This window comes from Streptomyces sp. R41 (assembly GCF_041053055.1).
In the GTDB taxonomy this organism is placed as follows: domain Bacteria; phylum Actinomycetota; class Actinomycetes; order Streptomycetales; family Streptomycetaceae; genus Streptomyces.
Genome location: NZ_CP163443.1, coordinates 3097278 through 3118821 on the forward strand (window position 1 = coordinate 3097278; position 21544 = coordinate 3118821).

General features: G+C 70.8%; 19 protein-coding genes. 10 read left to right on the plus strand and 9 right to left on the minus strand.

Annotated features, from left to right (window positions below; genetic code table 11):
* Positions 1–34 precede the first annotated feature (34 nt).
* Positions 35–244, plus strand: a complete 210-nt coding sequence (locus AB5J53_RS14500; RefSeq protein ID WP_369246053.1) for a hypothetical protein — start codon at positions 35–37, stop codon at positions 242–244.
* Positions 245–428: 184 nt separating this feature from the next.
* Positions 429–2033, plus strand: coding sequence for a hypothetical protein (locus tag AB5J53_RS14505; RefSeq protein ID WP_369246054.1), 1605 nt, complete (start codon positions 429–431; stop codon positions 2031–2033).
* Positions 2034–2156: 123 nt separating this feature from the next.
* On the opposite strand, the gene AB5J53_RS14510 is transcribed toward AB5J53_RS14505, so the two are convergent.
* Positions 2157–2513 (minus strand): iron-sulfur cluster assembly accessory protein, encoded by a 357-nt coding sequence (locus tag AB5J53_RS14510; protein WP_161305473.1) that lies wholly within the window; start codon positions 2511–2513, stop codon positions 2157–2159.
* A 349-nt stretch (positions 2514–2862) separates the two neighbouring features.
* On the opposite strand from AB5J53_RS14510, the gene nadA reads away from it, so the two are divergent.
* Positions 2863–4047 (plus strand): quinolinate synthase NadA, encoded by a 1185-nt coding sequence (gene nadA, locus AB5J53_RS14515; protein WP_369246055.1) that lies wholly within the window; start codon positions 2863–2865, stop codon positions 4045–4047.
* A 175-nt stretch (positions 4048–4222) separates the two neighbouring features.
* Here nadA and AB5J53_RS14520 read toward each other — a convergent pair whose 3' ends face one another.
* The 5 genes from AB5J53_RS14520 to AB5J53_RS14540 all read right to left on the minus strand — a co-directional run bounded on the left by AB5J53_RS14520 (position 4223) and on the right by AB5J53_RS14540 (position 10728).
* Positions 4223–7354 (minus strand): efflux RND transporter permease subunit, encoded by a 3132-nt coding sequence (locus AB5J53_RS14520; RefSeq protein WP_369246056.1) that lies wholly within the window; start codon positions 7352–7354, stop codon positions 4223–4225.
* Between the two features lie 168 nt (positions 7355–7522).
* Positions 7523–8206 (minus strand): response regulator, encoded by a 684-nt coding sequence (locus tag AB5J53_RS14525; RefSeq protein WP_369246057.1) that lies wholly within the window; start codon positions 8204–8206, stop codon positions 7523–7525.
* Positions 8203–9423 carry a sensor histidine kinase gene (locus AB5J53_RS14530; RefSeq protein WP_369246058.1) on the minus strand — a complete coding sequence of 407 codons (1221 nt, stop codon included), beginning with the start codon at positions 9421–9423 and terminating at the stop codon, positions 8203–8205. The genes AB5J53_RS14525 and AB5J53_RS14530 overlap by 4 nt, the downstream gene beginning before the upstream one ends.
* A 188-nt stretch (positions 9424–9611) precedes the next feature.
* Positions 9612–9890 carry a hypothetical protein gene (locus AB5J53_RS14535; protein ID WP_369246059.1) on the minus strand — a complete coding sequence of 93 codons (279 nt, stop codon included), beginning with the start codon at positions 9888–9890 and terminating at the stop codon, positions 9612–9614.
* A 43-nt stretch (positions 9891–9933) separates the two neighbouring features.
* Complete coding sequence (locus AB5J53_RS14540) at positions 9934–10728, minus strand: PspA/IM30 family protein (RefSeq protein WP_369246060.1); 795 nt, start codon at positions 10726–10728, stop codon at positions 9934–9936.
* A 266-nt stretch (positions 10729–10994) separates the two neighbouring features.
* Between AB5J53_RS14540 and AB5J53_RS14545 the strand changes: the two genes are divergently transcribed.
* From AB5J53_RS14545 to AB5J53_RS14555, 3 genes are all read left to right on the plus strand, one after another.
* Positions 10995–11621 (plus strand): DUF3043 domain-containing protein, encoded by a 627-nt coding sequence (locus AB5J53_RS14545; RefSeq protein WP_369246061.1) that lies wholly within the window; start codon positions 10995–10997, stop codon positions 11619–11621.
* An 83-nt stretch (positions 11622–11704) separates the two neighbouring features.
* Positions 11705–12406: a class I SAM-dependent methyltransferase gene (locus AB5J53_RS14550; RefSeq protein ID WP_369246062.1), complete on the plus strand. Its 702-nt coding sequence runs from the start codon at positions 11705–11707 to the stop codon at positions 12404–12406.
* A 60-nt stretch (positions 12407–12466) separates the two neighbouring features.
* Entirely contained in the window at positions 12467–13564 is a 1098-nt protein-coding gene (locus tag AB5J53_RS14555) for a S1C family serine protease (protein WP_369246063.1), read from the plus strand.
* A gap of 140 nt (positions 13565–13704) precedes the next feature.
* Here AB5J53_RS14555 and AB5J53_RS14560 read toward each other — a convergent pair whose 3' ends face one another.
* Positions 13705–13917: a hypothetical protein gene (locus tag AB5J53_RS14560; RefSeq protein WP_099500908.1), complete on the minus strand. Its 213-nt coding sequence runs from the start codon at positions 13915–13917 to the stop codon at positions 13705–13707.
* 113 nt (positions 13918–14030) lie between these two features.
* On the opposite strand from AB5J53_RS14560, the gene AB5J53_RS14565 reads away from it, so the two are divergent.
* Complete coding sequence (locus AB5J53_RS14565; RefSeq protein ID WP_369246064.1) at positions 14031–15230, plus strand: bifunctional adenosylcobinamide kinase/adenosylcobinamide-phosphate guanylyltransferase; 1200 nt, start codon at positions 14031–14033, stop codon at positions 15228–15230.
* Between the two features lie 48 nt (positions 15231–15278).
* Here the strand turns inward: AB5J53_RS14565 and AB5J53_RS14570 are convergent, their stop codons facing one another.
* Positions 15279–16340 carry a class I SAM-dependent methyltransferase gene (locus AB5J53_RS14570; protein WP_369246065.1) on the minus strand — a complete coding sequence of 354 codons (1062 nt, stop codon included), beginning with the start codon at positions 16338–16340 and terminating at the stop codon, positions 15279–15281.
* A gap of 163 nt (positions 16341–16503) precedes the next feature.
* On the opposite strand from AB5J53_RS14570, the gene cobT reads away from it, so the two are divergent.
* The 3 genes from cobT to AB5J53_RS14585 all read left to right on the plus strand — a co-directional run bounded on the left by cobT (position 16504) and on the right by AB5J53_RS14585 (position 20801).
* Positions 16504–17595, plus strand: coding sequence for a nicotinate-nucleotide--dimethylbenzimidazole phosphoribosyltransferase (gene cobT / locus AB5J53_RS14575; protein WP_369246066.1), 1092 nt, complete (start codon positions 16504–16506; stop codon positions 17593–17595).
* 702 nt (positions 17596–18297) lie between these two features.
* Positions 18298–20094, plus strand: coding sequence for a phosphatidylglycerol lysyltransferase domain-containing protein (locus AB5J53_RS14580; protein WP_369246067.1), 1797 nt, complete (start codon positions 18298–18300; stop codon positions 20092–20094).
* Positions 20091–20801, plus strand: a complete 711-nt coding sequence (locus tag AB5J53_RS14585) for a hypothetical protein (protein WP_369246068.1) — start codon at positions 20091–20093, stop codon at positions 20799–20801. The genes AB5J53_RS14580 and AB5J53_RS14585 overlap by 4 nt, the downstream gene beginning before the upstream one ends.
* Here the strand turns inward: AB5J53_RS14585 and AB5J53_RS14590 are convergent.
* Positions 20738–21505, minus strand: a complete 768-nt coding sequence (locus tag AB5J53_RS14590; RefSeq protein ID WP_369246069.1) for a hypothetical protein — start codon at positions 21503–21505, stop codon at positions 20738–20740. The genes AB5J53_RS14585 and AB5J53_RS14590 overlap by 64 nt on opposite strands.
* Positions 21506–21544: the final 39 nt, after the last annotated feature.

The window sequence follows — 21544 nt, forward strand, 5'->3', positions numbered from 1 at the left end:
TCTTCGTGAGGGGAACGGTGCATACGGTTCCGGTATGACGAACCTCAAGGTCCACGGCTCCGCTCCGCTCGACCTCGAAGGCGATCTGGCGTCGCTGCGCGGCGACTGCGCCCGGATGGCCCCGCACTGGACGGCTCCCGCCAAGGTCACTTCCCGCCCGGTGTCTCCGTCACGCATCCACGGGGTGACCGTGCCGCCGACGTCCGCGCGGCTGCTGGACGCGATGTCCGACTACGGCGACTGATCCCCGTACGGCCGATCGGGCGGCGCCGAACGGGGGAATTCGGCGAGCGCTCGCGGGGAACCGCGCGCTCCCCCGCTGCGTCCCATCGCTGTCCCCCGTAATGGGGATGCGGTATACGACCGTCAGTGCCCATATTTGACAGGGCCGGGTCATGGGACAGCAGTGGAGCCGAAGGAGCGATGCGGTGAGCACCGAGCGACCCGACAACGACGCGACCGATCCCGCCGAGGGTCCTGCCGTGGGTCCCGCCGAGGGCGCCGAGCCGGGCACGCCGCGCCGTCGGCATTCTCCGGTGATCGTCGCCTCGGTCGCCGCCGCGGTCCTGCTGGTCGGGGGCGGCGGGGCGTACTTCGCGACCACCGCGTCCGGCGGGAACGGCCGAAGCGGCTCCGGGGCCCCCGGCGGCGACGGCACTCCCCCGCCGCTGGCTCTCGACGGCTACTCCGAGGGCACCACGAGCGGTACGGGCGGCACGAACGGCATCGCGCCCGGCGAGCCCAACCCGTACGGCGCGACCTACCACGCGGACGGCAAGCTGCCGGGCGGCCCGGACTCGGCGCCCGTGTACTGGGCGAAGGGCGACGTGACGAAGGCGGAGGTGGCCCGGCTCGCGAAGGCCCTCGGCGTGGCGGGCACGCCGAGGCTGGTCGGCGACGGCTGGACGGTCGGCTCCACGAAGGACGGTTCGGAACCGAACCTGCGAGTGAGTCTGAACGCGCCGGGCACCTGGACCTTCAGCTCGTATGTGCCGGGGACCGACAACTGCCCGAAGGGCAAGCGCTGTGTACCGGTCGGGTCCAGCGGCCTGGCGGGTCTGCGCCCTGGGGCGGTGAGCGAGGAGGAGGCCAAGAAGGCGGCCGCTCCGGTGCTGAAGGCCGTCGGCCAGGACGACGCGAAGCTGGACGCGAGCCAGCTGATGAGCGACGACCAGGTACGCGTGGTGAACGCTGACCCTGTGGTCGGCGGGCTGCCGACGTACGGCTGGACCACCGGTCTCCAGGTCAACTCCGAGGGCAAGGTCTTCAGCGGCAGCGGCCAGTTGAAGGCGCCGGTGAAGGGTGACACCTACCCCGTCATCAGTGCGCGGAAGACCTTGGACCTGATGAACGGGTCGGCGTCCGCGTCGGGCGGCGGGCGCAAGGGCATCGGCGGCTGCGCCAGCCCCGTACCGCTGAAGGACCGGGACGAGATGCCGTGCGAGCACTCGACGGTGACGCCGGCGCCTCAGACGGTGACCGTCGAGAAGGCCACCTTCGGGCTGGCGACGCACTACGCGAACGGGCGGCAGACGCTGGTGCCGTCCTGGCTGTTCCAGGTACGGACGCAGGGTGCGGACGACAGCTTCACGGTGACGCATCCGGCCGTCGACCCGCAGTATCTGACCTCACCGACGGCCCCCGGGCAGCCGTCCGTCCAGCCGAGCCCCACGCCGACCGCGCCGGGCGACGAACCGACCGCGGCGCCGACGTCGCGCGACGTCAAGGTGCAGGGCTACACCGTCGACGGGAAGGACCTGACGGTCAGCTTCACGGGCGGGGTGTGCGCGGACTACTCCGCTTCGGCGAGCGAGAGCTCGGACAAGGTGACCGTCACGGTGACCGAGAAGCCCTGGCCGGACAAGATCTGCATCCTGATCGCCAAGATCTACGAGAAGACCGTCCACCTGGACAAGCCGCTCGGCGACCGCAAGGTCGTGGGATCGGACGGCAAGGAGATCCCCGAGGGGAAGGTGCCCGGCGCCTCGCTGCAGTCGCCGTCGGGCGCTCAGAAGTCGGTGCAGCCCCAGTAGCTGCCGCGGCGCTCCGGATACGCGAAGGCGGCGTCCCTGTCGGAGGGGGACGCCGCCTTCGTACGCGTTCAGCCGTACGTGCTCAGCCGTGCGCCGCGGGCTCGGCGCCGGTGAGCCGGGGGCTTAGCTGAAGGAGTCGCCGCAGGCGCAGGAGCCCGTCGCGTTCGGGTTGTCGATCGTGAAGCCCTGCTTCTCGATGGTGTCCACGAAGTCGATGGACGCGCCGCCCAGGTAGGGGGCGCTCATGCGGTCGGTGACGACCTTGACGCCGCCGAAGTCCTTGACGACATCGCCGTCGAGGGAGCGCTCGTCGAAGAAGAGCTGGTAGCGCAGGCCGGAGCAGCCGCCGGGCTGAACTGCGACGCGCAGCGCCAGGTCTTCGCGGCCTTCCTGGTCGAGCAGGGCCTTGACCTTGGCAGCGGCGGCGTCGGACAGGATGATGCCGTCGCTCACGGTGGTGGTCTCGTCCGATACGGACATCTGCTTCTCTCCCGGGTTGTACGGAGACTGCTTGCCGACGATTGCAACCGGCGGGGCCGCGGATTCATTCCGGGCCGAGCGCTTGTCTTTTGCCTTCGCTCTTCATGCTCGCACATGCGCCCAGACACGAACACCGACCTGTGGACAACCCCACGGACAACCCGGCCGACACCTGTATGTCACCCGCCGTAGAGGCGACCGGGATTCACGTCACATCGACGCTATGGACATCGTCAACGTGACGTGAAGGGGTTATGATAGATAGCGTCAATTCGACGAAAAGGCATCGTTCCGCCGGGCCCGCTTCCCTACGAGCCCGGCGAGCCGCAGAACAGAAAGGGTGCGTGTCGTGACCACCGCCCAGACCCAGGAGCTCGACGTACAGCCGACGCCCCTCGCCCTGCTGCTGCTCGGCCGCGAGGCCGACCCGAGGAGCGAGCGGGGCGTCGAGTGTCCCGGCGACCTGCCCTCGCCGTCCGACCCGGACCTGGTGGAGCGCGCCCGCGCGGCCAAGGAGAAACTCGGGGACAAGGTCTTCGTGCTCGGCCACCACTACCAGCGCGACGAGGTCATCCAGTTCGCGGACGTCACGGGCGACTCCTTCAAGCTGGCCCGGGACGCGGCCGCGCGCCCGGAGGCCGAGTACATCGTGTTCTGCGGTGTGCACTTCATGGCGGAGTCGGCGGACATCCTGACGGGCGACGACCAGAAGGTCGTCCTGCCGGACCTCGCCGCGGGCTGCTCGATGGCCGACATGGCCACCGCCGAGCAGGTCGCCGAGTGCTGGGACGTGCTCACCGAGGCCGGGATCGCCGAGCAGGTCGTGCCCGTCTCGTACATGAACTCGTCCGCGGACATCAAGGCGTTCACGGGCAAGCACGGCGGCACGATCTGCACGTCGTCGAACGCCCAGCGGGCCCTTGAGTGGGCCTTCGAGCAGGGGTCGAAGGTGCTCTTCCTGCCCGACCAGCACCTCGGCCGCAACACCGCGGTCCGCGACATGGGCATGTCCCTCGACGACTGCGTTCTCTACAACCCGCACAAGCCGAACGGCGGGCTGACGGCGGAGCAGCTGCGGGACGCGAAGATGATCCTGTGGCGGGGTCACTGCTCGGTCCACGGCCGCTTCTCGCTGGACTCGGTGAACGACGTCCGCGAGCGGATCCCCGGTGTGAAGGTCCTCGTCCACCCCGAGTGCAAGAACGAGGTCGTCGCGGCAGCCGACTACGTGGGGTCCACGGAGTACATCATCAAGGCCCTCGAGGCCGCCCCGGCCGGCTCGAAGTGGGCGATCGGTACGGAGCTGAATCTCGTACGGCGGCTCGCGAACCGTTTCGCGCCCGAGGGCAAGGAGATCGTCTTCCTCGACAAGACGGTGTGCTTCTGCTCGACGATGAACCGCATCGACCTGCCGCACCTGGTGTGGACCCTGGAGTCCCTCGCCGAGGGCAACCTGGTCAACCGCATCGAGGTGGACCGCGAGACGGAGCAGTTCGCCAAGCTGGCGCTGGAGCGCATGCTGGCGCTCCCGTAGCCACGGGGGGCTGCTCGCCGTAGGCGGGCGCGGGGCCTCGGCCGCTGCGCGGCCAGGCTCGTCCCCATCCACCCGCCCCCTCCGGGCTGTTGGGGGTACCGCGTCCCCCCCCCACGCCCCCGGCAACGGCGGAGGCCCGGCCAACACCACGTGTCGGCCGGGCCTCCGCCGTTCGCTAGACGCCCGCGGGTTCGGGCTCCTCGGACTCCGCCCCGGCCGGCTGGGACGGCGCCCCGGTCTTCTTCGCCCGCTTCGCCGCCTTCTTCTTCGCCCGGCGCTCCTTGCGGAGTTCGATCACCGTGTACAGCGTCGGGACCAGCAGCAGCGTCAGCAGGGTCGACGTGATCAGGCCGCCGATGACGACCACGGCCAGGGGCTGGGCGATGAAGCCGCCCTCGCCGGTGACGCCCAACGCCATGGGGAGCAGGGCGAAGATGGTCGCCAGAGCCGTCATGAGGATCGGGCGCAGCCGGTGACGGCCGCCCTCGATGACCGCCTCGACCGTGCCGTAACCCTGCCGCCGGTACTGGTTGATCAGGTCGATCAGCACGATCGCGTTCGTCACCACGATGCCGATGAGCATCAGCATGCCGATCATCGCCGGAACGCCCATCGGGGTACCGGTGGCGACCAGCAGACCGATAGCGCCCGTCGCCGCGAAGGGAATGGAGACGAGCAGGATCAGCGGCTGGACCAGCGAGCGGAAGGTCGCCACCAGCAGCATGAAGACGATCGCGATCGCCGCCAGCATCGCCAGGCCCAGGGACGCGAACGCGTCATCCTGGTTCTGGGACACCCCGCCGATCTCCGCCGTCGCACCCGCGGGGAGCTTCAGCGCCTTCAGCTTCGAGGTGAGATCGGCGCTGACCGCACCGGTGTTGTCGCCGGTCGGCTTCGCGCTGATCGTGGCGGCCCGCTGACCGTCGATCCGGGTCATCGAGACCGGACCGTCGACCAGCTTCACGTCCGCGATGTCACCGAGCTTCACGGCACCCAGCCGGAGCTTCTTCAACTGGGCCAGCGTCTCGGCCGGCTTCGCCGACCTGATGACGACGTCCCGCTCGGTGTCGTCCAGGATCGCCTTGCCGCTGGTGGTGCCGCGGACCGCCTCGGCGACGGCCGCGCCGAGCGTCGTGTCGTTGAAACCGGCCGCCGCGGCCTTGGAGTTGGCCTTGACCGAGATACGCGGCACGCTCTGCGCCAGGTCGCTGGTCACGTCCGTGACGTCGTCCAGCTTGGCGACCTCGTCACGGACCTGGTCGGCCGCCTTGCGCAGCACGTCCGCGTCGGCCGCCTTCACGACGACGCTCAGGTCCTGATTGCCGAACCCGTCTCCGGCCGAGACCGTGGTCGTACCGATCCCGGAGAGCTTGCCGAGACCGTCCTCGATACGGCTCTGGACATCGTCGTACGACGCCGAGTCGTCCAGCATGACCTGGTACGAGGCCTGGTTGGTGTCCGTACCGCCGCCGAAGGCTGCCATGAAGCCGGAGGAACCGATCGTGACCTGGTAGTCCTTGACGCCCTTGACGCCGTCCAGCAGCTTCTCGACCTTCTTCGCCTGCGCGTCGGTGGCCGCCAGGCTGGTGCCCGGCTTCAACTCCTGCTTGACGGTGAGGACTTCCTGGTCGCCCTGGTCGAAGAAGTTGGTCTTCAGCAGGGGCGCCATGCCGAACGTGCCGACGAGGATCGCGCCCGCGATGAGCACGCTCGTCAGACGGCGGCGGGTCGCGAAGCGCAGGACGGGAACGTAGAAGCGCTGCAGACGGCTGCGCGCCTCCTTCTCCTCCGCCTTGCGCCGGGCCTCGTCCGCGTCGGCCGGGGTGCCCTTGGGGGCGCGCAGGAACCAGTACGACAGGACGGGGACGACCGTCAGCGAGACGAGCAGGGAGGCGAGCAGCGCCGCCGTGACCGTCAGGCTGAAGGAGCCGAACAGCTCGCCCACCATGCCGCCGGTCAGGCCGATCGGGAGGAACACCGCGACCGTCGTCAGGGTCGACGACGTGACCGCGCCCGCCACCTCACGGACCGCCTTGAGGATCGCCTCCTCGCGCTCCTCGCCGTAGCCGAGATGCCGCTTGATGTTCTCCAGGACGACGATCGAGTCGTCGACGACGCGGCCGATGGCGATGGTGAGCGCGCCGAGCGTGAGCATGTTGAGCGACAGGTCGCGGGTCCACAGCACGATCAGGGCCAGGACCACCGACAGCGGGATCGAGACCGCGGTGACCAGCGTCGAGCGGATCGACGCCAGGAAGACGAGGATGACCAGGACCGCGAAGAGCAGGCCCAGGGCGCCCTCCGTGGTCAGGCCGTCGATGGACTTCGACACCGCCGGACCCTGGTCGCTGACGACGGTGATCGTCGCCCCGGTCCCCAGGTCCTTGCGCATGCCGGGCAGCTTGTCCTTGACCGCGTCGGAGATGGCGACCGCGCTGCCGTCGTGGTCCATGGTGACGTTGACGGCGAGGCTCGGGCGGCCGTCGGTGCGCGTGATGGAGTCGGCCTTGGCCTGCTCCTGCTTGACGCCGGCGACGGCACCGAGGCGTACCGGCTTCTTCCCCTGGGCGCCCGTGACCATCAGGTCCTCGATCTGCTTCAGGGAGGTGAAGCCGCCGCCGACCTGGACGGTGCGGTTGCTGCCGTCCTCGTCGAAGGAGCCGGCGGGGACGGTCGCGCCGCCCGCCTGCAGGGCCTGGCCGAGGGCGGCGGAGGTGAGGCCGGCCCTCGCCATCTTCTTGTCGTCGGGGGTGACCGTGACCTGGACGTCGCGTACGCCGTCGACCGTCACCTGGCCGACGCCGTCGATGTCCTTCAGGTCGGGCACGACGGTCCGGTCGAGCTGGTCGGACAGCGCCTGCTGGTCCTTGTCCGAGGTGACGGCGAGGACGACGGTCGGGATGTCGTCCGTCGAACCGGCGATGACCTGCGGGTCGACGTCGTCCGGGAGCTGGACGCGCGCGCGGTTGACGGCCTGCTGGACGTCGGCGACGAGCTGCTTGGTGTCGTTGCCGTAGTCGAAGGACGCCATGATCACGGCGTTGCCCTCGCTGGCCGTGGACGTGACACCGGTGATGCCGTCGACGGCTTCGAGGGTGTCCTCGATGGGCTCGACGACCTGCTTCTCCACCACATCGGGAGACGCGCCCTGGTACGGCGCGAGCACGGAGACCATGGGCAGTTCGATGGTGGGCAGCAGCTGCTGCTTGAGCTGGGGGATCGCGATCGCTCCGAAGGCGAGCGCGATGATCGAGATCAGCCCTATGAGGGCCCGTTGCGCGAGGCTGAATCTGGACAGCCAGGACATGGGTGGCGGGTCTCTCTTCTGTGGCTTGAGCGGAACGTGGAGCAATGGGGCGAGCACATGTGAGCGCCCCACGTCACACCCTGAGCCATGGAAAGGGCCCGATCCGTAGCCCCTGAGTCCATTTCCTTATGCCGCTCCTACTCCAGGCGCAGTACGCCCGGGTGGAGCTCAGTCCACCCTTGGACGGACCAGCCCGGACTCGTACGCGATGACGACCAGTTGCGCCCGGTCGCGCGCGCCGAGCTTCGCCATGGCCCGGTTGACGTGCGTCTTCACCGTCAGCGGGCTGACTTCGAGCCGCTCGGCGATCTCGTCGTTGGAGTGCCCGCCCGCGACCTGGACGAGCACCTCGCGCTCGCGTCCGGTGAGCGCGTCGAGCCGCTCGGCGCGGGCCGGATCCCGCTCCTCGTCCGCACCGTCGCCCTGCGCGAGGAACTTGGCGATCAGCCCCTTGGTGGCCGCCGGGGACAACAGCGCCTCTCCACCCGCGGCAATCCGAATCGCGTTCAGCAGCTCCTCGGGCTCGGCGCCCTTCCCGAGGAACCCGGACGCGCCGGCCCGCAGCGACTGCACCACGTACTCGTCGACCTCGAAGGTCGTCAGCATGACCACCCGTACGTGCGCGAGCCCCGGGTCGGCGGTGATCAGCCGTGTGGCGGCGAGCCCGTCGGTCCCGGGCATCCGGATGTCCATGAGGACGACGTCGGCGCGCTCGTCCCTCGTCAGCCGCACCGCCTCCGCGCCGTCGGACGCCTCGCCGACGACCTCCATGTCGGGCTCCGAGTCGACGAGCACACGGAAGGCGCTGCGCAGCAGTGCCTGGTCGTCGGCGAGCAGGACACGGATGGTCATACGGGGTCCCCCATGGCAGGCGTGCGGTTCTTGACCGGAAGGATCGCATGGACCCGGAAGCCGCCTCCGTATCGGGGACCGGCCGTGCAGACACCGCCGAGCGCGGTGACCCGCTCGCGCATGCCCAGCAGCCCGTGCCCGCCGCCCTCCTGTGGCCCGTCGTCCTGCCCGGGCCCGTTGTCGAGCACCGTGACTTCCACATTCGGTCCCACCCGGACGACGCTGACCTCGGCCTTCGCCTCCTGGCCCGCGTGCTTCTGCACATTGGTGAGGGCCTCCTGGATGACGCGGTACGCGGCGAGGTCGACGGCGGCGGGGAGGGTGGTGCCCTGGTCGCAGCGGGCGACTTCGACGGGGAGGCCGGCGTTGCGGAAGGTGTCGGCGAGTTCGTCGAGCCGGGCGAGGCCGGGGGCGGGTTCGGTGGGGGCCTCGGGGTCGCCGGACTGGCGCAAGAGGCCCACGGTGGCGCGGAGTTCGTTGAGGGCGGAGCGACTGGCCTCGCGGACGTGCGCGAGGGCTTCCTTGGCCTGGTCCGGCCGCTTGTCCATGACGTGGGCGGCTACGCCCGCCTGGACGTTCACCAGGGCGATGTGATGGGCGACGACGTCGTGCAGATCGCGGGCGATCCGCAGCCGTTCCTCGGCGACGCGGCGGCGGGCCTCTTCCTCGCGGGTGCGTTCGGCGCGTTCGGCGCGCTCGCGGATGGCGTGCACGAAGGCGCGCCGGCTGCGTACGGCGTCGCCCGCGGCGGCGGCCATGCCGGTCCAGGCGAAGATGCCGAGGTTCTCCTGGGCGTACCAGGGCATTGGTCCCGCGGGCATCGCGACCGCCGTCAGGACCGTCATCGTGATCAGTCCGACGCGCCAGGTCGTGGGGCGGTCGGTGGCCGACGCGACGGTGTAGAGGGCGACGACGGCGGACATCGCCACCGGGGCTCTGGGGTCGCCGGTGGCCAGCTCCACCAGGGAGACGGCTCCCGTGGCCGCGAGGACCGTCATCGGGGCGCGGCGGCGGAAGACCAGGGCCGCGGCGCCGAGCACCATCAGAGCGAGGCTGAGGGCGTTCGGGGTGCGGGCGCCCCAGGTCGCGCCGTTCTCGCCGTGCGGGTCGACGAAGGAGCCGGCGACCATGCAGGCGAGGACGCCTGCGGCGAGGGCGGCGTCCAGGGCCAGGGGGTGGGCGCGCAGCCAGTCCCTCGTCCGCTCCAGAGTGCTCACTCCGTTTACGGTACGGGGCCCCTGCGGGGCTTGGAACGGGTGCTACCGGGTACCGCGAAGCAGGTTTTCGCCCCCTCCGCCCCTACCCGTCCCGTACCTGGGGGCTGCCGCCCCCAGACCCCCGCTAAAAGATTGCGCAGTTCCCCGCGCCCCTTTTCAGGGGCGCGGGGAACTGCGCGAAAAACCCGTCAGCCGGGGATCAGGCCCTCGTCGCTCAGCATTTCGCGGACCTCTTCGAGGGTCGCGTCCGGGGACGGGAGGATCAGTTCCGAGGGTTCCAGCGCGTCGTCGGGGAGCGGAGCGCCGAGGCGGCGTACCGATTCCAGGAGAGCGCACAGCGTGCGGCGGAAGCCGGACTCGTCACCGCTCTCCATCTCGGCGAGCAGCTCGTCGTCCAGTTTGTTCAGTTCGGTGAGGTGGCTGTCGTCCAGCCTCACCTGCCCCTCCCCCATGATCCGTACGATCATGTCGCCCTCCTCAGGCGTGGGACCCGATCAGTCGGTCACTCGCTCACTGCTTGTCGAAGCGCGGAGTGTCCTGCGGCTGCGACGGGGACTGCGACTGCCCGGTACCGCCCTCGATCGCCTGCTGCGGCGAGGACCCACCGGCCAGCTCCGCCTTCATACGCTGCAGCTCCAGCTCTACATCCGTACCACCGGAGAGCCGGTCCAGCTCGCTCTGGATGTCGTCCTTGGCCAGCCCGGACTGGTCGTCGAGGGCACCGGAGGCCAGCAGCTCGTCGATGGCGCCGGCGCGCGCCTGGAGCTGCGCGGTCTTGTCCTCGGCACGCTGGATCGCCATGCCGACGTCGCCCATCTCCTCGGAGATGCCGGAGAACGCCTCGCCGATACGGGTCTGCGCCTGGGCCGCCGTGTACGTCGCCTTGATCGTCTCCTTCTTGGTGCGGAAGGCGTCGACCTTCGCCTGGAGACGCTGGGCCGCGAGGGTGAGCTTCTCCTCCTCGCCCTGGAGGGTCTGGTGCTGCGTCTCCAGGTCGGTGACCTGCTGCTGGAGGGCGGCGCGGCGGGACAGCGCCTCACGCGCCAGGTCCTCGCGGCCCAGCGCGAGCGCCTTGCGGCCCTGGTCCTCCAGCTTGGTGGACTGGCTCTGGAGCTGGTTCAGCTGCAGTTCGAGGCGCTTGCGGCTGGTCGCCACATCCGCGACGCCGCGGCGCACCTTCTGCAGCAGCTCCAGCTGCTTCTGGTACGAGTAATCGAGGGTTTCGCGCGGGTCCTCGGCCCGGTCAAGGGCCTTGTTCGCCTTCGCGCGGAAGATCATCCCCATACGCTTCATGACACCGCTCATGGGCTTCGCGCGCCCCCTTCTGACGGACTCCAGCTCCAGGTACTGCAACAGAACCCACAGTACGGGCCCTGCATCCATTACCGCACTGTTCGGGGACGGATGCGCTCATCCCCAAGGACGACTGCGTACGGCACCGCTCCGGCGTAGGGAGTAGGTGGACCTCGGGGTCCCCGGCCCCGCCACCCGGCAAAGCCGCGCGCAACGTCCCCTCTGTCCCACTACAGACGCACGGTGTTGCCAGATCGTTCCCCACTCGAACGACGTCCATGCCCCCGAACCCCGTACCCTTGGGTTTTGTGTTCCGTAGCCGTGCCAAGGAAGAGAAGGCCCCCGCCGACAAGGCGCAGGTGACCGACTCCAAGCAGACCCGTGACCCGCAGGCCCCCAAGGGCCGCCCCACGCCCAAGCGCAGTGAGGCCCAGACCCAGCGTCGCAGCGTGGCCACTACGCCGACGAACCGCAAGGAGGCGGCCAAGCGGCAGCGCGACGATCGCCGTGCCGCGATGGAGCGACAGCGCCAGGCGCTGGCCAGCGGTGACGAGCGCTATCTGCCCGCCCGCGACAAGGGGCCGGTGCGGAAGTTCGCCCGCGACTTCGTGGACTCGCGCTTCTGCATCGCCGAGTTCTTCCTGCCGCTGGCCGTGGTCATCCTCGTCCTGAGCATGGTCCGCGTGGGCTCGCTGCAGAACATCGCGCTGCTGCTGTGGCTCGTGGTGATCGTGATGATCGTGGTGGACTCGATCGGTATCGCGATCCGCCTGAAGAAGCAGCTCAACGCGCGCTTCCCCGACGTGCCCAAGAAGGGTGCGGTCCCCTACGCGCTGATGCGCACCCTCCAGATGCGTCGACTCCGGCTTCCGAAGCCGCAGGTCAAGCGCGGAGAGCGGCCCTGAGCACGACGTCTTTCTCCGGGGGCGCGGCGGACGCCTGGCTGAACAAGCTGGGCGGCCTGCGTGATGTCGTACGACAGGAGCTGGTGGCCCGGCAGCTCGACGAGCAGATAGCCGCGCGGTTCCCGGTGGGCCTGCGGCTGCGGATCCTCGACGTCGGGATGGGCCAGGGCACGCAGGCGCTGCGCCTTGCCCGGGCCGGGCATCAGGTGACCGGTCTGGAGCAGGACGCGAAGATGCTCGCGGTGGCCCGGGAGGCGCTGGCCGCCGAACCCGAGGGCATCCGTGGACGCGTACGGCTCATCGAGGGCGACGGCCGGGAAACCGGCGTCCACTTCCTGCCGGGCAGCTTCGACGTGGTGCTGTGCCACGGCGTACTGATGTACGTCGAGGAGCCGGACGCGCTGCTGGCCGGCCTGGCGCGGATGCTGGCCCCCGGCGGGCTGCTCTCGCTGCTCGTGCGGAACGCCGACGCGCTGGCCATGCGGCCCGGGCTGTCCGGGGACTGGGCGGCGACGCTCGCCTCGTTCGACACGACCGCGTACACGAACCGGCTCGGTCTCGACGTCCGCGCCGATCGGCTCGCCACGCTGACGTCCACGCTCGCGGGGATCGGCGCGCCGTTGCACGCCTGGTACGGGGTGCGGGTCTTCACGGACACCGCGGCCGACGGGGCGCCGGTTCCGCCGGATGCGGAGAGCCTGCTGGCCGCGGAGGAGCGGGCCGGGCGGACAGATCCCTATCGCCAGGTGGCGGCGTTGCTGCACCTGTGCGGAGTGCGTGGCTGAGCGACCCGTTCGGGTGCGCATCACACGTCAGGGCATCCGCCGAAAAGGGACACTTCGGGCATGGATGCTCCCTGTACGCCTACCCGCCCCCGCGCCCGTACTCGCACCCTCCGGCTCCTTGCGTCCGTAGCCGTTCTCGCCTGTTCGGCGGCCCTGCTCGCCGGCTGCACCGACGAATCCTCGTCGTCCAAGAAGGACGGTGCGACGACGACGCAGGCCGCTGTCCCCCAGGTGTCCAATGACCTCCAGGACGACTACCTGAAGGTGATCAAGGAAGTCCTGCCGTCGGTGGTGCAGATCCAGGCGAGCCATGATCTGGGGTCGGGCGTGGTGTACGACGACAAGGGGCACATCGTCACCAACGCGCACGTGGTCGGCAACGAGAAGACATTCAGGGTCACGACGGCCAACAACGAGGACGCACTGACGGCGACGCTCGTCTACGCGTACCCGGAGCAGGATCTCGCCGTCATCAAGCTGGACAAGATCCCCGAAGGACTGAAGGCGGTGACCCTCGGGGACTCCTCGAAGGTCGAGGTCGGCCAGATCGTGCTGGCGATGGGGTCGCCGCTCGGGCTCTCGTCCAGCGTGACCCAGGGCATCGTCTCGGCGACCGGACGCACCGTCAGCGAGGGCACCACCGGCGGCGGTACGGGGGCCACCATCGGGAACATGGTGCAGACCTCGGCGGCGATCAACCCCGGCAACAGCGGCGGCGCGCTGGTGAATCTCGACGCTCAGATCATCGGCATCCCCACACTCGCCGCGACCGACCCCGATCTCGGCGGCAGCGCGGCGCCCGGCATCGGCTTCGCGATCCCCGCGTCGCTGGTGAAGACGATCGCCGACCAGATCATCAAGAACGGCAAGGTCACCGACTCGGGACGGGCCGCGCTCGACATCACGGGCCGTACGGTCGTCAACGACAACTACCAGCCCGCGGGGGTCGCCGTGGTCGCGGTGAAGAGCGGCGGCGCGGCCGACAGGGCGGGCATCCAGCCCGGTGACGTCATCATCAGGGTCGGCGACACCGACATCACGACGATCATCTCGCTCTCCGAGGCCCTCGCGGCCCAAAAGCCGGGCGACAGGACGAAGGTGACGTTCTTGCGGGGCGGAAGCGAGAACACGGTCGTGGTGACGTTGGGGGAGATCTGACGTCGGGCGACCAGCGGCTTTCGGGCTACCGCGGTGGGCGACCAGCAGCCGTCGGGCGACAACGGTGGGCGAGGAGCGCGGGGGGCGGGCGGCCGCAGTGGGCGGGTTGCCGGGGTCGGGCCCCGGCAACCCCGACCGGCCTACTCCGGTTCGGCGTGCAGGCTCATCGGCCCGTAGATCTGCGTGCTGTCCTCGAAGAGGAACACCTGGTCCGCGCCGCCCTCGAGCAGGTCCTTCCACACCTCGCCGATCCAGGACTCGGCGTCCCCCTGCGTGGTGAACTCCTCGGGCTGCACCGCGGGTTGGACCTCTGTCCCGTCGGACTTCTCGAACCGCCACGTCCATGCCGCCATGTACGCCTCCAGGGTGTGAGCACACTGCACAGCAGGAGCCGGACAAGATCCGGCTCCTGTCCGAAGCCTAGCCGGACGCGCAAGACCTGCGGCGACACGTAAAAATCAACCTCGTGGAACTGACTCTGCTCGGCACCGGTGCCCCCGAGGGCCTGCCCCGCCCCGACTGTCCCTGCGCGGCCTGCGCGACCGCGCTCGGCGAGAACGCGCGGGCGGCCACCGCGCTGCTCGTGGACGGCACGCTGCTGCTCGACCTCACGCCCGGCGCGGCGTTCGCGGCCGCCCGCGCCGGGCACTCGCTGGGCGGCGTACGGCAGGTGCTGCTCTCGCATCCGCACGACGGGCCCGCGGTCGAGGTGCCGGCCGGGCTGCCACAGCCCGGGCGGGTGCCCGACGGGCGTGAGTTGGCGCTGCTCACCGGGCACCGGGTGCGGGCGGTGCCGATGGACGCGCCCGGCACGGGGTACGCGGTGACCGGGCCGGACGGTCAGCGGCTGCTCTATCTGCCGCCGGGCGCGGCGCCCGCCGGGCTCGACGCGAACGGTGACACGTACGACATGGTGCTCGCCGATGTGGTGGGGCGCCCCGACGGCCTGGCGAAGCTGCGGGCGGTCGGCGCGGTCGGGCCGACGACGGACGTGATCGCGGTGCACCTCGACCACGACGTGCCGCCGGGGCCCGAACTGCGGCGGCGGCTCGCGGCGGCGGGCGCGCGGGCGGTGCCGGACGGGACGACGCTGGACGTGGGCGTCTACGAGGACGTACCGGATGTGCCGCGCCGCACGCTCGTGCTCGGCGGCGCGCGTTCGGGCAAGTCGGTGGAGGCGGAGCGGCGGCTCGAGGCCTTCCCCGACGTCCTGTACGTCGCGACGGGCGGCTCCCGCAACGGGGACATCGAGTGGGCGTCACGGGTCAGCGCGCATCGTGAGCGGCGCCCCGGCTCCTGGCGCACCACCGAGACCTGCGACCTCCTCCCCCTCCTGGCGGAGGACGGCCCTCCCCTGCTCATCGACTGCCTGTCCCTGTGGCTGACGGACGCGATGGACTCCGTGAACGCCTGGGACGACGCGGAGTGGGCGGGCGGCGGCGAACGCGCGTTGCGCGCCCGCGTCGAGGAACTCACCACCGCCGTCCGCAACACCCGCCGCACCCTCGTCGCCGTCTCCAACGAGGTCGGCTCCGGCATCGTCCCCGCCACCGCGTCGGGGCGGCGCTACCGCGACGAACTCGGGCGGCTGAATGCGGTGTTCGCGAAGGAGTGCGAGCACGTGCTGTTGGTGGTGGCCGGGCAGGCGCTGTCCCTGCGGGGTTGAGAGGGCCGCGGAGCGGGCCGATGCCGAGCAGCGGAGCGGCACAAGGCCTCACCGCCGCGCGATGATGCGGAACGCGTTGGAGAAGCGGGTGCGGCGGAAGAGGGGGGCGAGGGCGTGGTCCAGGGCTGAGGTCGTGGCCAGAAGGGGGCTGGACGCTCGGGTCAGGGCCGTGTGCAGCGTGCGCTGGAGCGGGCTCGGCGGCGTGGGCCGCCAGGGCGCGTCGAGGTCGGGCAGAACGCGACCGAGGGCCAGAGCGAGGGCGCCCGCGAGGTCGTACGGGATGTGCGGTTCGCGACGGTCCGTCGCGACGATCGCGCAGCCGAGGGACTCGAGTTCGCCCAGCAGGTTGGGCAGCGGCATGAGGTGGAGGTGGCGCGGCTGGCCGTACGACACCCACCACTTGCCCAGCAGCGCGCCGAACGCGCAGTCGGGGTCCGGGACTTCGACGAGGAGGTGCCCGCCGGGCCGCAGCACCACCATGGCGGCGCGCAGTTCCTCGCGCGGGTCGGGCGTGTGCTCCAAGTGGTGGAACATGCTGACGACGTCGTAGCGGGCGCGCAGCCGCTCGGCGATGTGGGAGTCGGTGAGCCGGCCCTGGTGCGCCTCCTCGACGCGCCCGGCCGCCCGCGCCTTCGCGACGCGCCGCGTGGCGTCGAGCCCGTCGAAGGCCGTGTACGGGTGGACCGCCTTGGCGACGGCCGGGAAGTGCCCGTGCCCGGTGCCGACGTCGAGCCAGCTCTCGGGCTCGGCGTACGGCAGCATCGCGCGGGCGGCGGCGCGGTGGCGTGCGCGGCTGCCCCGGGCGCCGAGGAGCCGCTCGACGAGGCCCTCGTGAGCGCCGCCCCTCAGGTCCCGGTGATAGAAGGCCAGCCCCTCCGCCGTGAGCCGCGGGTTCTGGAAGGCGTGGGCACAGTCCCCGCACTCGTCGACGACGAACGTGCCGGGCTTGCGCTGCACCAGATCCGGCGTACGCAACCGGGTGTGCAGCCACCTCGAGCCGCACCAGGGGCAGTCGTCCCGGCGCGGTTCGTGGAACCGTTCGGTGCCCTGGGCGAGTTCGGCGGCGTAGGCGGCGCGGCGTTCGGCGATCGACTGCGGGGTGGGGGGCATGGGCACTCCTGGGGGACGCGGGGCCGTGGGGGCGGCTGGAGGACCTGAGTGAGGACTACCGGGCCGTACGACAATCCGACACAAACGGTACGTAGCGGAACGCGATCCGGGGTGCAACGACGTGGCGCGGACGTGTTCGATCGCTGCCGGTACTGTTCGGCGAATGAGCTCGCTTAATCTCGACGACTTCACCGATCTGATCGAGCGCCCCGACGGAGGCGTGCGCCGGGACGCCGAGGCGCGCCGGGAGCGCCAGATCGTGCCGCCCGGGGCACTGGGCCGCCTCGACGACCTGGGTGAGTGGCTGGCGGCGGCGCAGTCCGCGGTGCCTGTGCGGCCGATCGAGCACCCGCGTGTGGTGCTGTTCGCGGGCGACCACGGGGTCGCCGCACTGGGCGTGTCGGCGCGGCCCGCGGGCAGCGCCGACCAGTTGGTGCGGGCGGTCCTGGAGGGCGCGAGCCCGGCGGCGATCCTCGCCCGGCGGCTCGGCGTGCCGGTGCGCGTCATCGACATGGCGCTGGACTGCGAGCCGGAAGGGCTGCCCGACGAGGTCGTACGGCATCGGGTGCGACGTGGTTCGGGACGTATCGACGTCGAGGACGCGCTGCCCCTGGAGGAGGCGGAGGCCGCGTTCCGCGTGGGCGTCGCGATCGCGGACGAAGAGGCGGACTCCGGTACGGATCTGGTGGTGCTCGGCGACATCAGCGTCGGCGGGACCACGGCGGCCGCCGTGCTGGTCGCCGCGCTGTGCGGAACCGACGCGTCCGTCGTCACCGGGCGGGGCGGGCAGGCCATCGACGACCTCGCGTGGATGCGCAAGTGCGCCGCCGTGCGGGACGCCCTGCGGCGGGCCCGGCCCGTGCTCGGGGATCAGCTGCAACTGCTCGCGACGGTCGGCGGGGCGGACCTCGCGGCGATGACCGGGTTCCTCTTGCAGAGCGCGGTGCGGAAGATGCCGGTGATCCTCGACGGCGTCGTCTCCGCCGCGTGCGCCCTGGTCGGGCAGCGGGTCGCCTTCCGCGCGCCGGACTGGTGGCTGGCCGGCCAGAACAGCGGCGAGCCGGCCCAGGCGAAGGCGCTGGACCGGATGGCCCTCGAGCCGCTCCTCGACCACGGGGTGACCGTCGGCGAGGGCGCCGGCGCACTGCTGGCACTCCCCCTGGTCCAGGCGGCGGCAGCCTTGGCGGCCGACCTGCCGGAGGCCCCCTCCCCCGAGGCGAAGCCCGAGAACGAGGACTCCGACGAGGACGAGTAATCGCCCGACGGTTGGCCCGGGACCCCCGAAATCCGCCGCCACGGCGCTCGGCCGATGCGGCGGATTCTCCTTGCCCGGAAGCAGGGGCGGCAGCGACGGCGACCGGCAACGGCGGGCAATAGGTCGAGGGCCACCTCGGCAGCAGACCGAGTCGAGTGGGCGGACGGGCGGGAAATACCCGGCGCGGAGCGCTGTCGATCCCACCGTGGAGCGGCGCGACGGCAGCCGTGAGAGGGCACCTCGGCAGTCGGCCGAGTCGGGCGGGCAGGAGAACACCCGCGCGCAGCGCCGTAGATCCCGCCGCGGAGCAGCGCGACGGCAGCCGTGAGAGGGCACCTCGGCAGTCGGCCGAGTCGGGCGGGCAGGAGAACACCCGCGCGGAGCGCCGTAGATCCCGCCGCGGAGCAGCGCGACGGCAGCCGTGAGAGGGCACCTCGGCAGTCGGCCGAGTCGGGCGGGCAGGAGAACACCCGCGCGCAGCGCCGTAGATCCCGCCGCGGAGCAGCGCGACGGCAGCCGTGAGAGGGCACCTCGGCAGACGGCCGAGTCGGGCGGCCGGGCGGGAAACACCCGGCGCGGAGCGCCAAGGATCCCGGCGCGGAGTGGCGAAGAGCTCACCACAGAGCCCAGCCGCAGCGCAGACGTATCAGCAGCCGCACCCCTCCCCCGCACACACCACCCCGCCCCATATCATCGCGCTTTATGGGAGATGCCCGAATTGCCGCCGAGCGGGAGCGGGCGTCGGCCCGCCAGGGGGACGGGGACCGGCGGTCCACCGCTGCCTCAGGGCGCGCCGCCGCCTTCGCCGTCTGGTATCTGCGTGCCGTCACGTTCATCAACTTCCTGAGCGCCGCGTGGGTCTCGCTCGGGCAGGACGTGCGCCGGCACAACACGGAGAACTACTTCACGCCGTACCTGCTGACGGCAGGCTTCGCCTCCGGTGTGTTCACGATGTTCCTCGCCATCACCATGCGGCGGCGCAAACGGGCCGCGTGGATCCTCAACTTCGTCCTCAGCGGGCTGTTCCTGCTGCTGTTCGCCGTGGCGATGGCGTTCCCGGAGATCCGCCAGTACGCGCAGAACTGGATCTCGCTCGTCCTGACCGCCGCGTTCGTCGCCTCGCTCGTCGTCGGCCGCCGGGAGTTCTACGCGAAGGGCGACCGCTCGAATCCCAAGCTCGCCGCGGTCGTCGCGGTCGGCGGGCTGCTGGTCACCTCGCTGCTCGCCACACTGCTGGTCACGGTCACCAACCACGCCCATGACGCGCACCGTTCGACCTTCCCGGACCGCTGGCGCTACGGCACTCTGCGGCTCGTCTCGGTCGCCGCCGACGACTCCCACTTCCCCGGGATCGCGACGCCCAACTGGGTCAACGTCACCATCAACGTGTTCAGCACCCTGCTGGTCCTCGCCGTCTTCTACGCGGCCTTCCGCTCCCGCCGCGCCGTCGACCCGCTCACCGAGGACGACGAGAAGCGGCTGCGCGCGCTGCTGGAGAAGAACGGCGACCGGGACTCGCTCGGCTACTTCGCCCTGCGCCGTGAGAAGAGCGTGGTCTGGTCGCCGACCGGCAAGGCCGCGGTGGCGTACCGCGTCGTCGGCGGGGTCTCGCTGGCCTCCGGCGACCCGATCGGCGACCCGGAGGCATGGCCCGGCGCCATCGAGCCCTGGCTCGCCGAGGCCCGCGCGCACGGCTGGATCCCGGCGGTGATGGGCGCGAGCGAAGAGGCGGGCACGATCTACTCCCGGCACGGCCTCGACGCCCTCGAACTCGGCGACGAAGCCATCGTGGAGACCGCCGAGTTCACCCTCGCGGGGCGGGCGATGCGCACCGTCCGGCAGGCCTACAACCGCGTCAAGCGCGCGGGCTACCAGGTGCGCATCCGGCGCCACGAGGACATCCCGGCCGAGGAGATGGCGTATCTCCTCATGCGCGCCGACGACTGGCGGGACGGGGCGACGGAGCGCGGGTTCAGCATGGCGCTCGGGCGGCTCGGCGACCCGGACGACGGACAGTGCGTGATGCTCGAATGCACCGATGCCCAGGGTGAGTTGAGGGCGGTGCTGTCCTTCGTGCCGTGGGGGCCGCACGGGCTCTCCCTGGACCTCATGCGGCGCGACCGGGCCTGTGAGAACGGGCTGATGGAGTTCATGGTGATCGAACTCCTGCGACGGGCCCAGGAGATCAAGATCACTCAGATCTCGCTCAACTTCGCCATGTTCCGTTCGGTCTTCGAACGTGGCGCGCGCCTCGGCGCCGGGCCGGTGCTGAGGCTGTGGCGCTCGCTGCTCAGCTTCTTCTCGCGCTGGTGGCAGATCGAGTCGCTGTACCGCGCCAACGCAAAGTACCGGCCCATCTGGGAGCCACGGTTCCTGCTCTTCGAGAAGAGCGCGGACCTGCTGCGCATCGGTGTCGCGTCCGCGCGCGCCGAGGGGTTCCTGGAGGCGCCGGGACTGCCGAAGTGGCTGCACCGAAAGCACCTGGAGTCGCACAGATGAACACGCTCGCCCGCTGGGCCCGCGCCGAATGGGGACTGCTGTACGTCACCGTTCGCGGCGCGCTCGCCGAAAGGCGCCTGCGGGCGATCCCCATGACCATCGGCGCGGTGTGCCTGACGGCCGTGCTCCAGTTCGTGCAGAACCAGTCGTGGGGCTTTCAGTTCGTCCAGAACATCGGCTCCGTACGGGCCGAGGAGCCGCTCTGGGCGGCCCTTCTGCGCACCCCGCTCTCCTTGTTCGTACCGGCCCTGGATCTCCCGGTGTGGGGTGCGCTCGCGCAGATCCTCATCGTGTTCGGCATCGCCGAGATCTGTCTCGGCTGGTGGCGCACGCTCGTCATCGCGTACGTCGCCACGCTGGCCGGGACGCTCTACGCGCGCGTCGGCATCGCCCTTGGCCCGCACAGCCCGCTGGGTCTGCCCGGGTCGGACGCGCCGGTCGTCGACACCGGCCCGTCGGCGGCCGTGGTGGGTCTCGCCGTGTTCCTCGGCTGGCGCTATCGCGCACACATCACGGCGGGTGTGGTCGTCGGCGCCATGGTGGTCGAGGTGCTCCTCAAGGAGAACCTAGCGGGCAAGGAACACCTCGCGGCCATCGCCGCCGTGCTGGTGGTGTGCGGGATTTCCGCGCTGCGCCACCGGCTTCATCGGTGTCCGGGCAGGGGCCGGGCGAGTTCGTCGTCCGGTTTGCCGCCGATCCAGTCCTGAAACTTGCGACTTGGGCCCGCCCAGCGGCGGTCATGGCGGTAGGCGCGCAGTCGCGACCTGGCCCGGGCGCGCGGCCGTCGGCGATAGAGGCGTTTGGCCCACGGGGAGCCGGGCCGGGCCAGCCGGACCGCGCCGATGAGGGCGATGAAGGGGACGATCACGCCGAAGACGGCGGTGCGCATCTTGCCCTTGCTGAGGGCGAGCAGCGCGAAGAGGAAGTTCACCGCGACGGTCAGGATCACGCCTCCGCGGTCCTGCAGTTCCTGATCGCTGAGGTCGTTGACGCCGAACGGCGAGAAGCCGATGAGTGCGAGGCCGACGAGAGCCGCCGTGACCACCACGACCTCGACGCTCTGGCGGCCGGCCTCGGTCCAGTAGACGTCGTCGAGGTGCAGGATCAACGCGAACTCGTCGAGCACCAGGCCCGCGCCGATCCCGAACAGCACGGCGCTCAGGCCCGCGCCGAACCCGTACCGGCTGCTGGCCACCGCGCCGAAACCGCCGATCACCATCAGCACGACACCGGGCACGACGTGGTGGATGTGCAGGCCGCCGGCCTTCACATTGCCGAAGGGGCCCTTGCCCGCACGGATCAGCCGGACGATGACGCGGGTGATCACGAAGGTCAGCACGAAGGAGGCGAGTGCCAGCAGCAGTGGCAGCTTTCCCGGTTCGATGATGTTCCGGTACAACCAATGACCCATATGCGAACTTTATCCAGGTGTGCCGGGTGATGTTCGCGC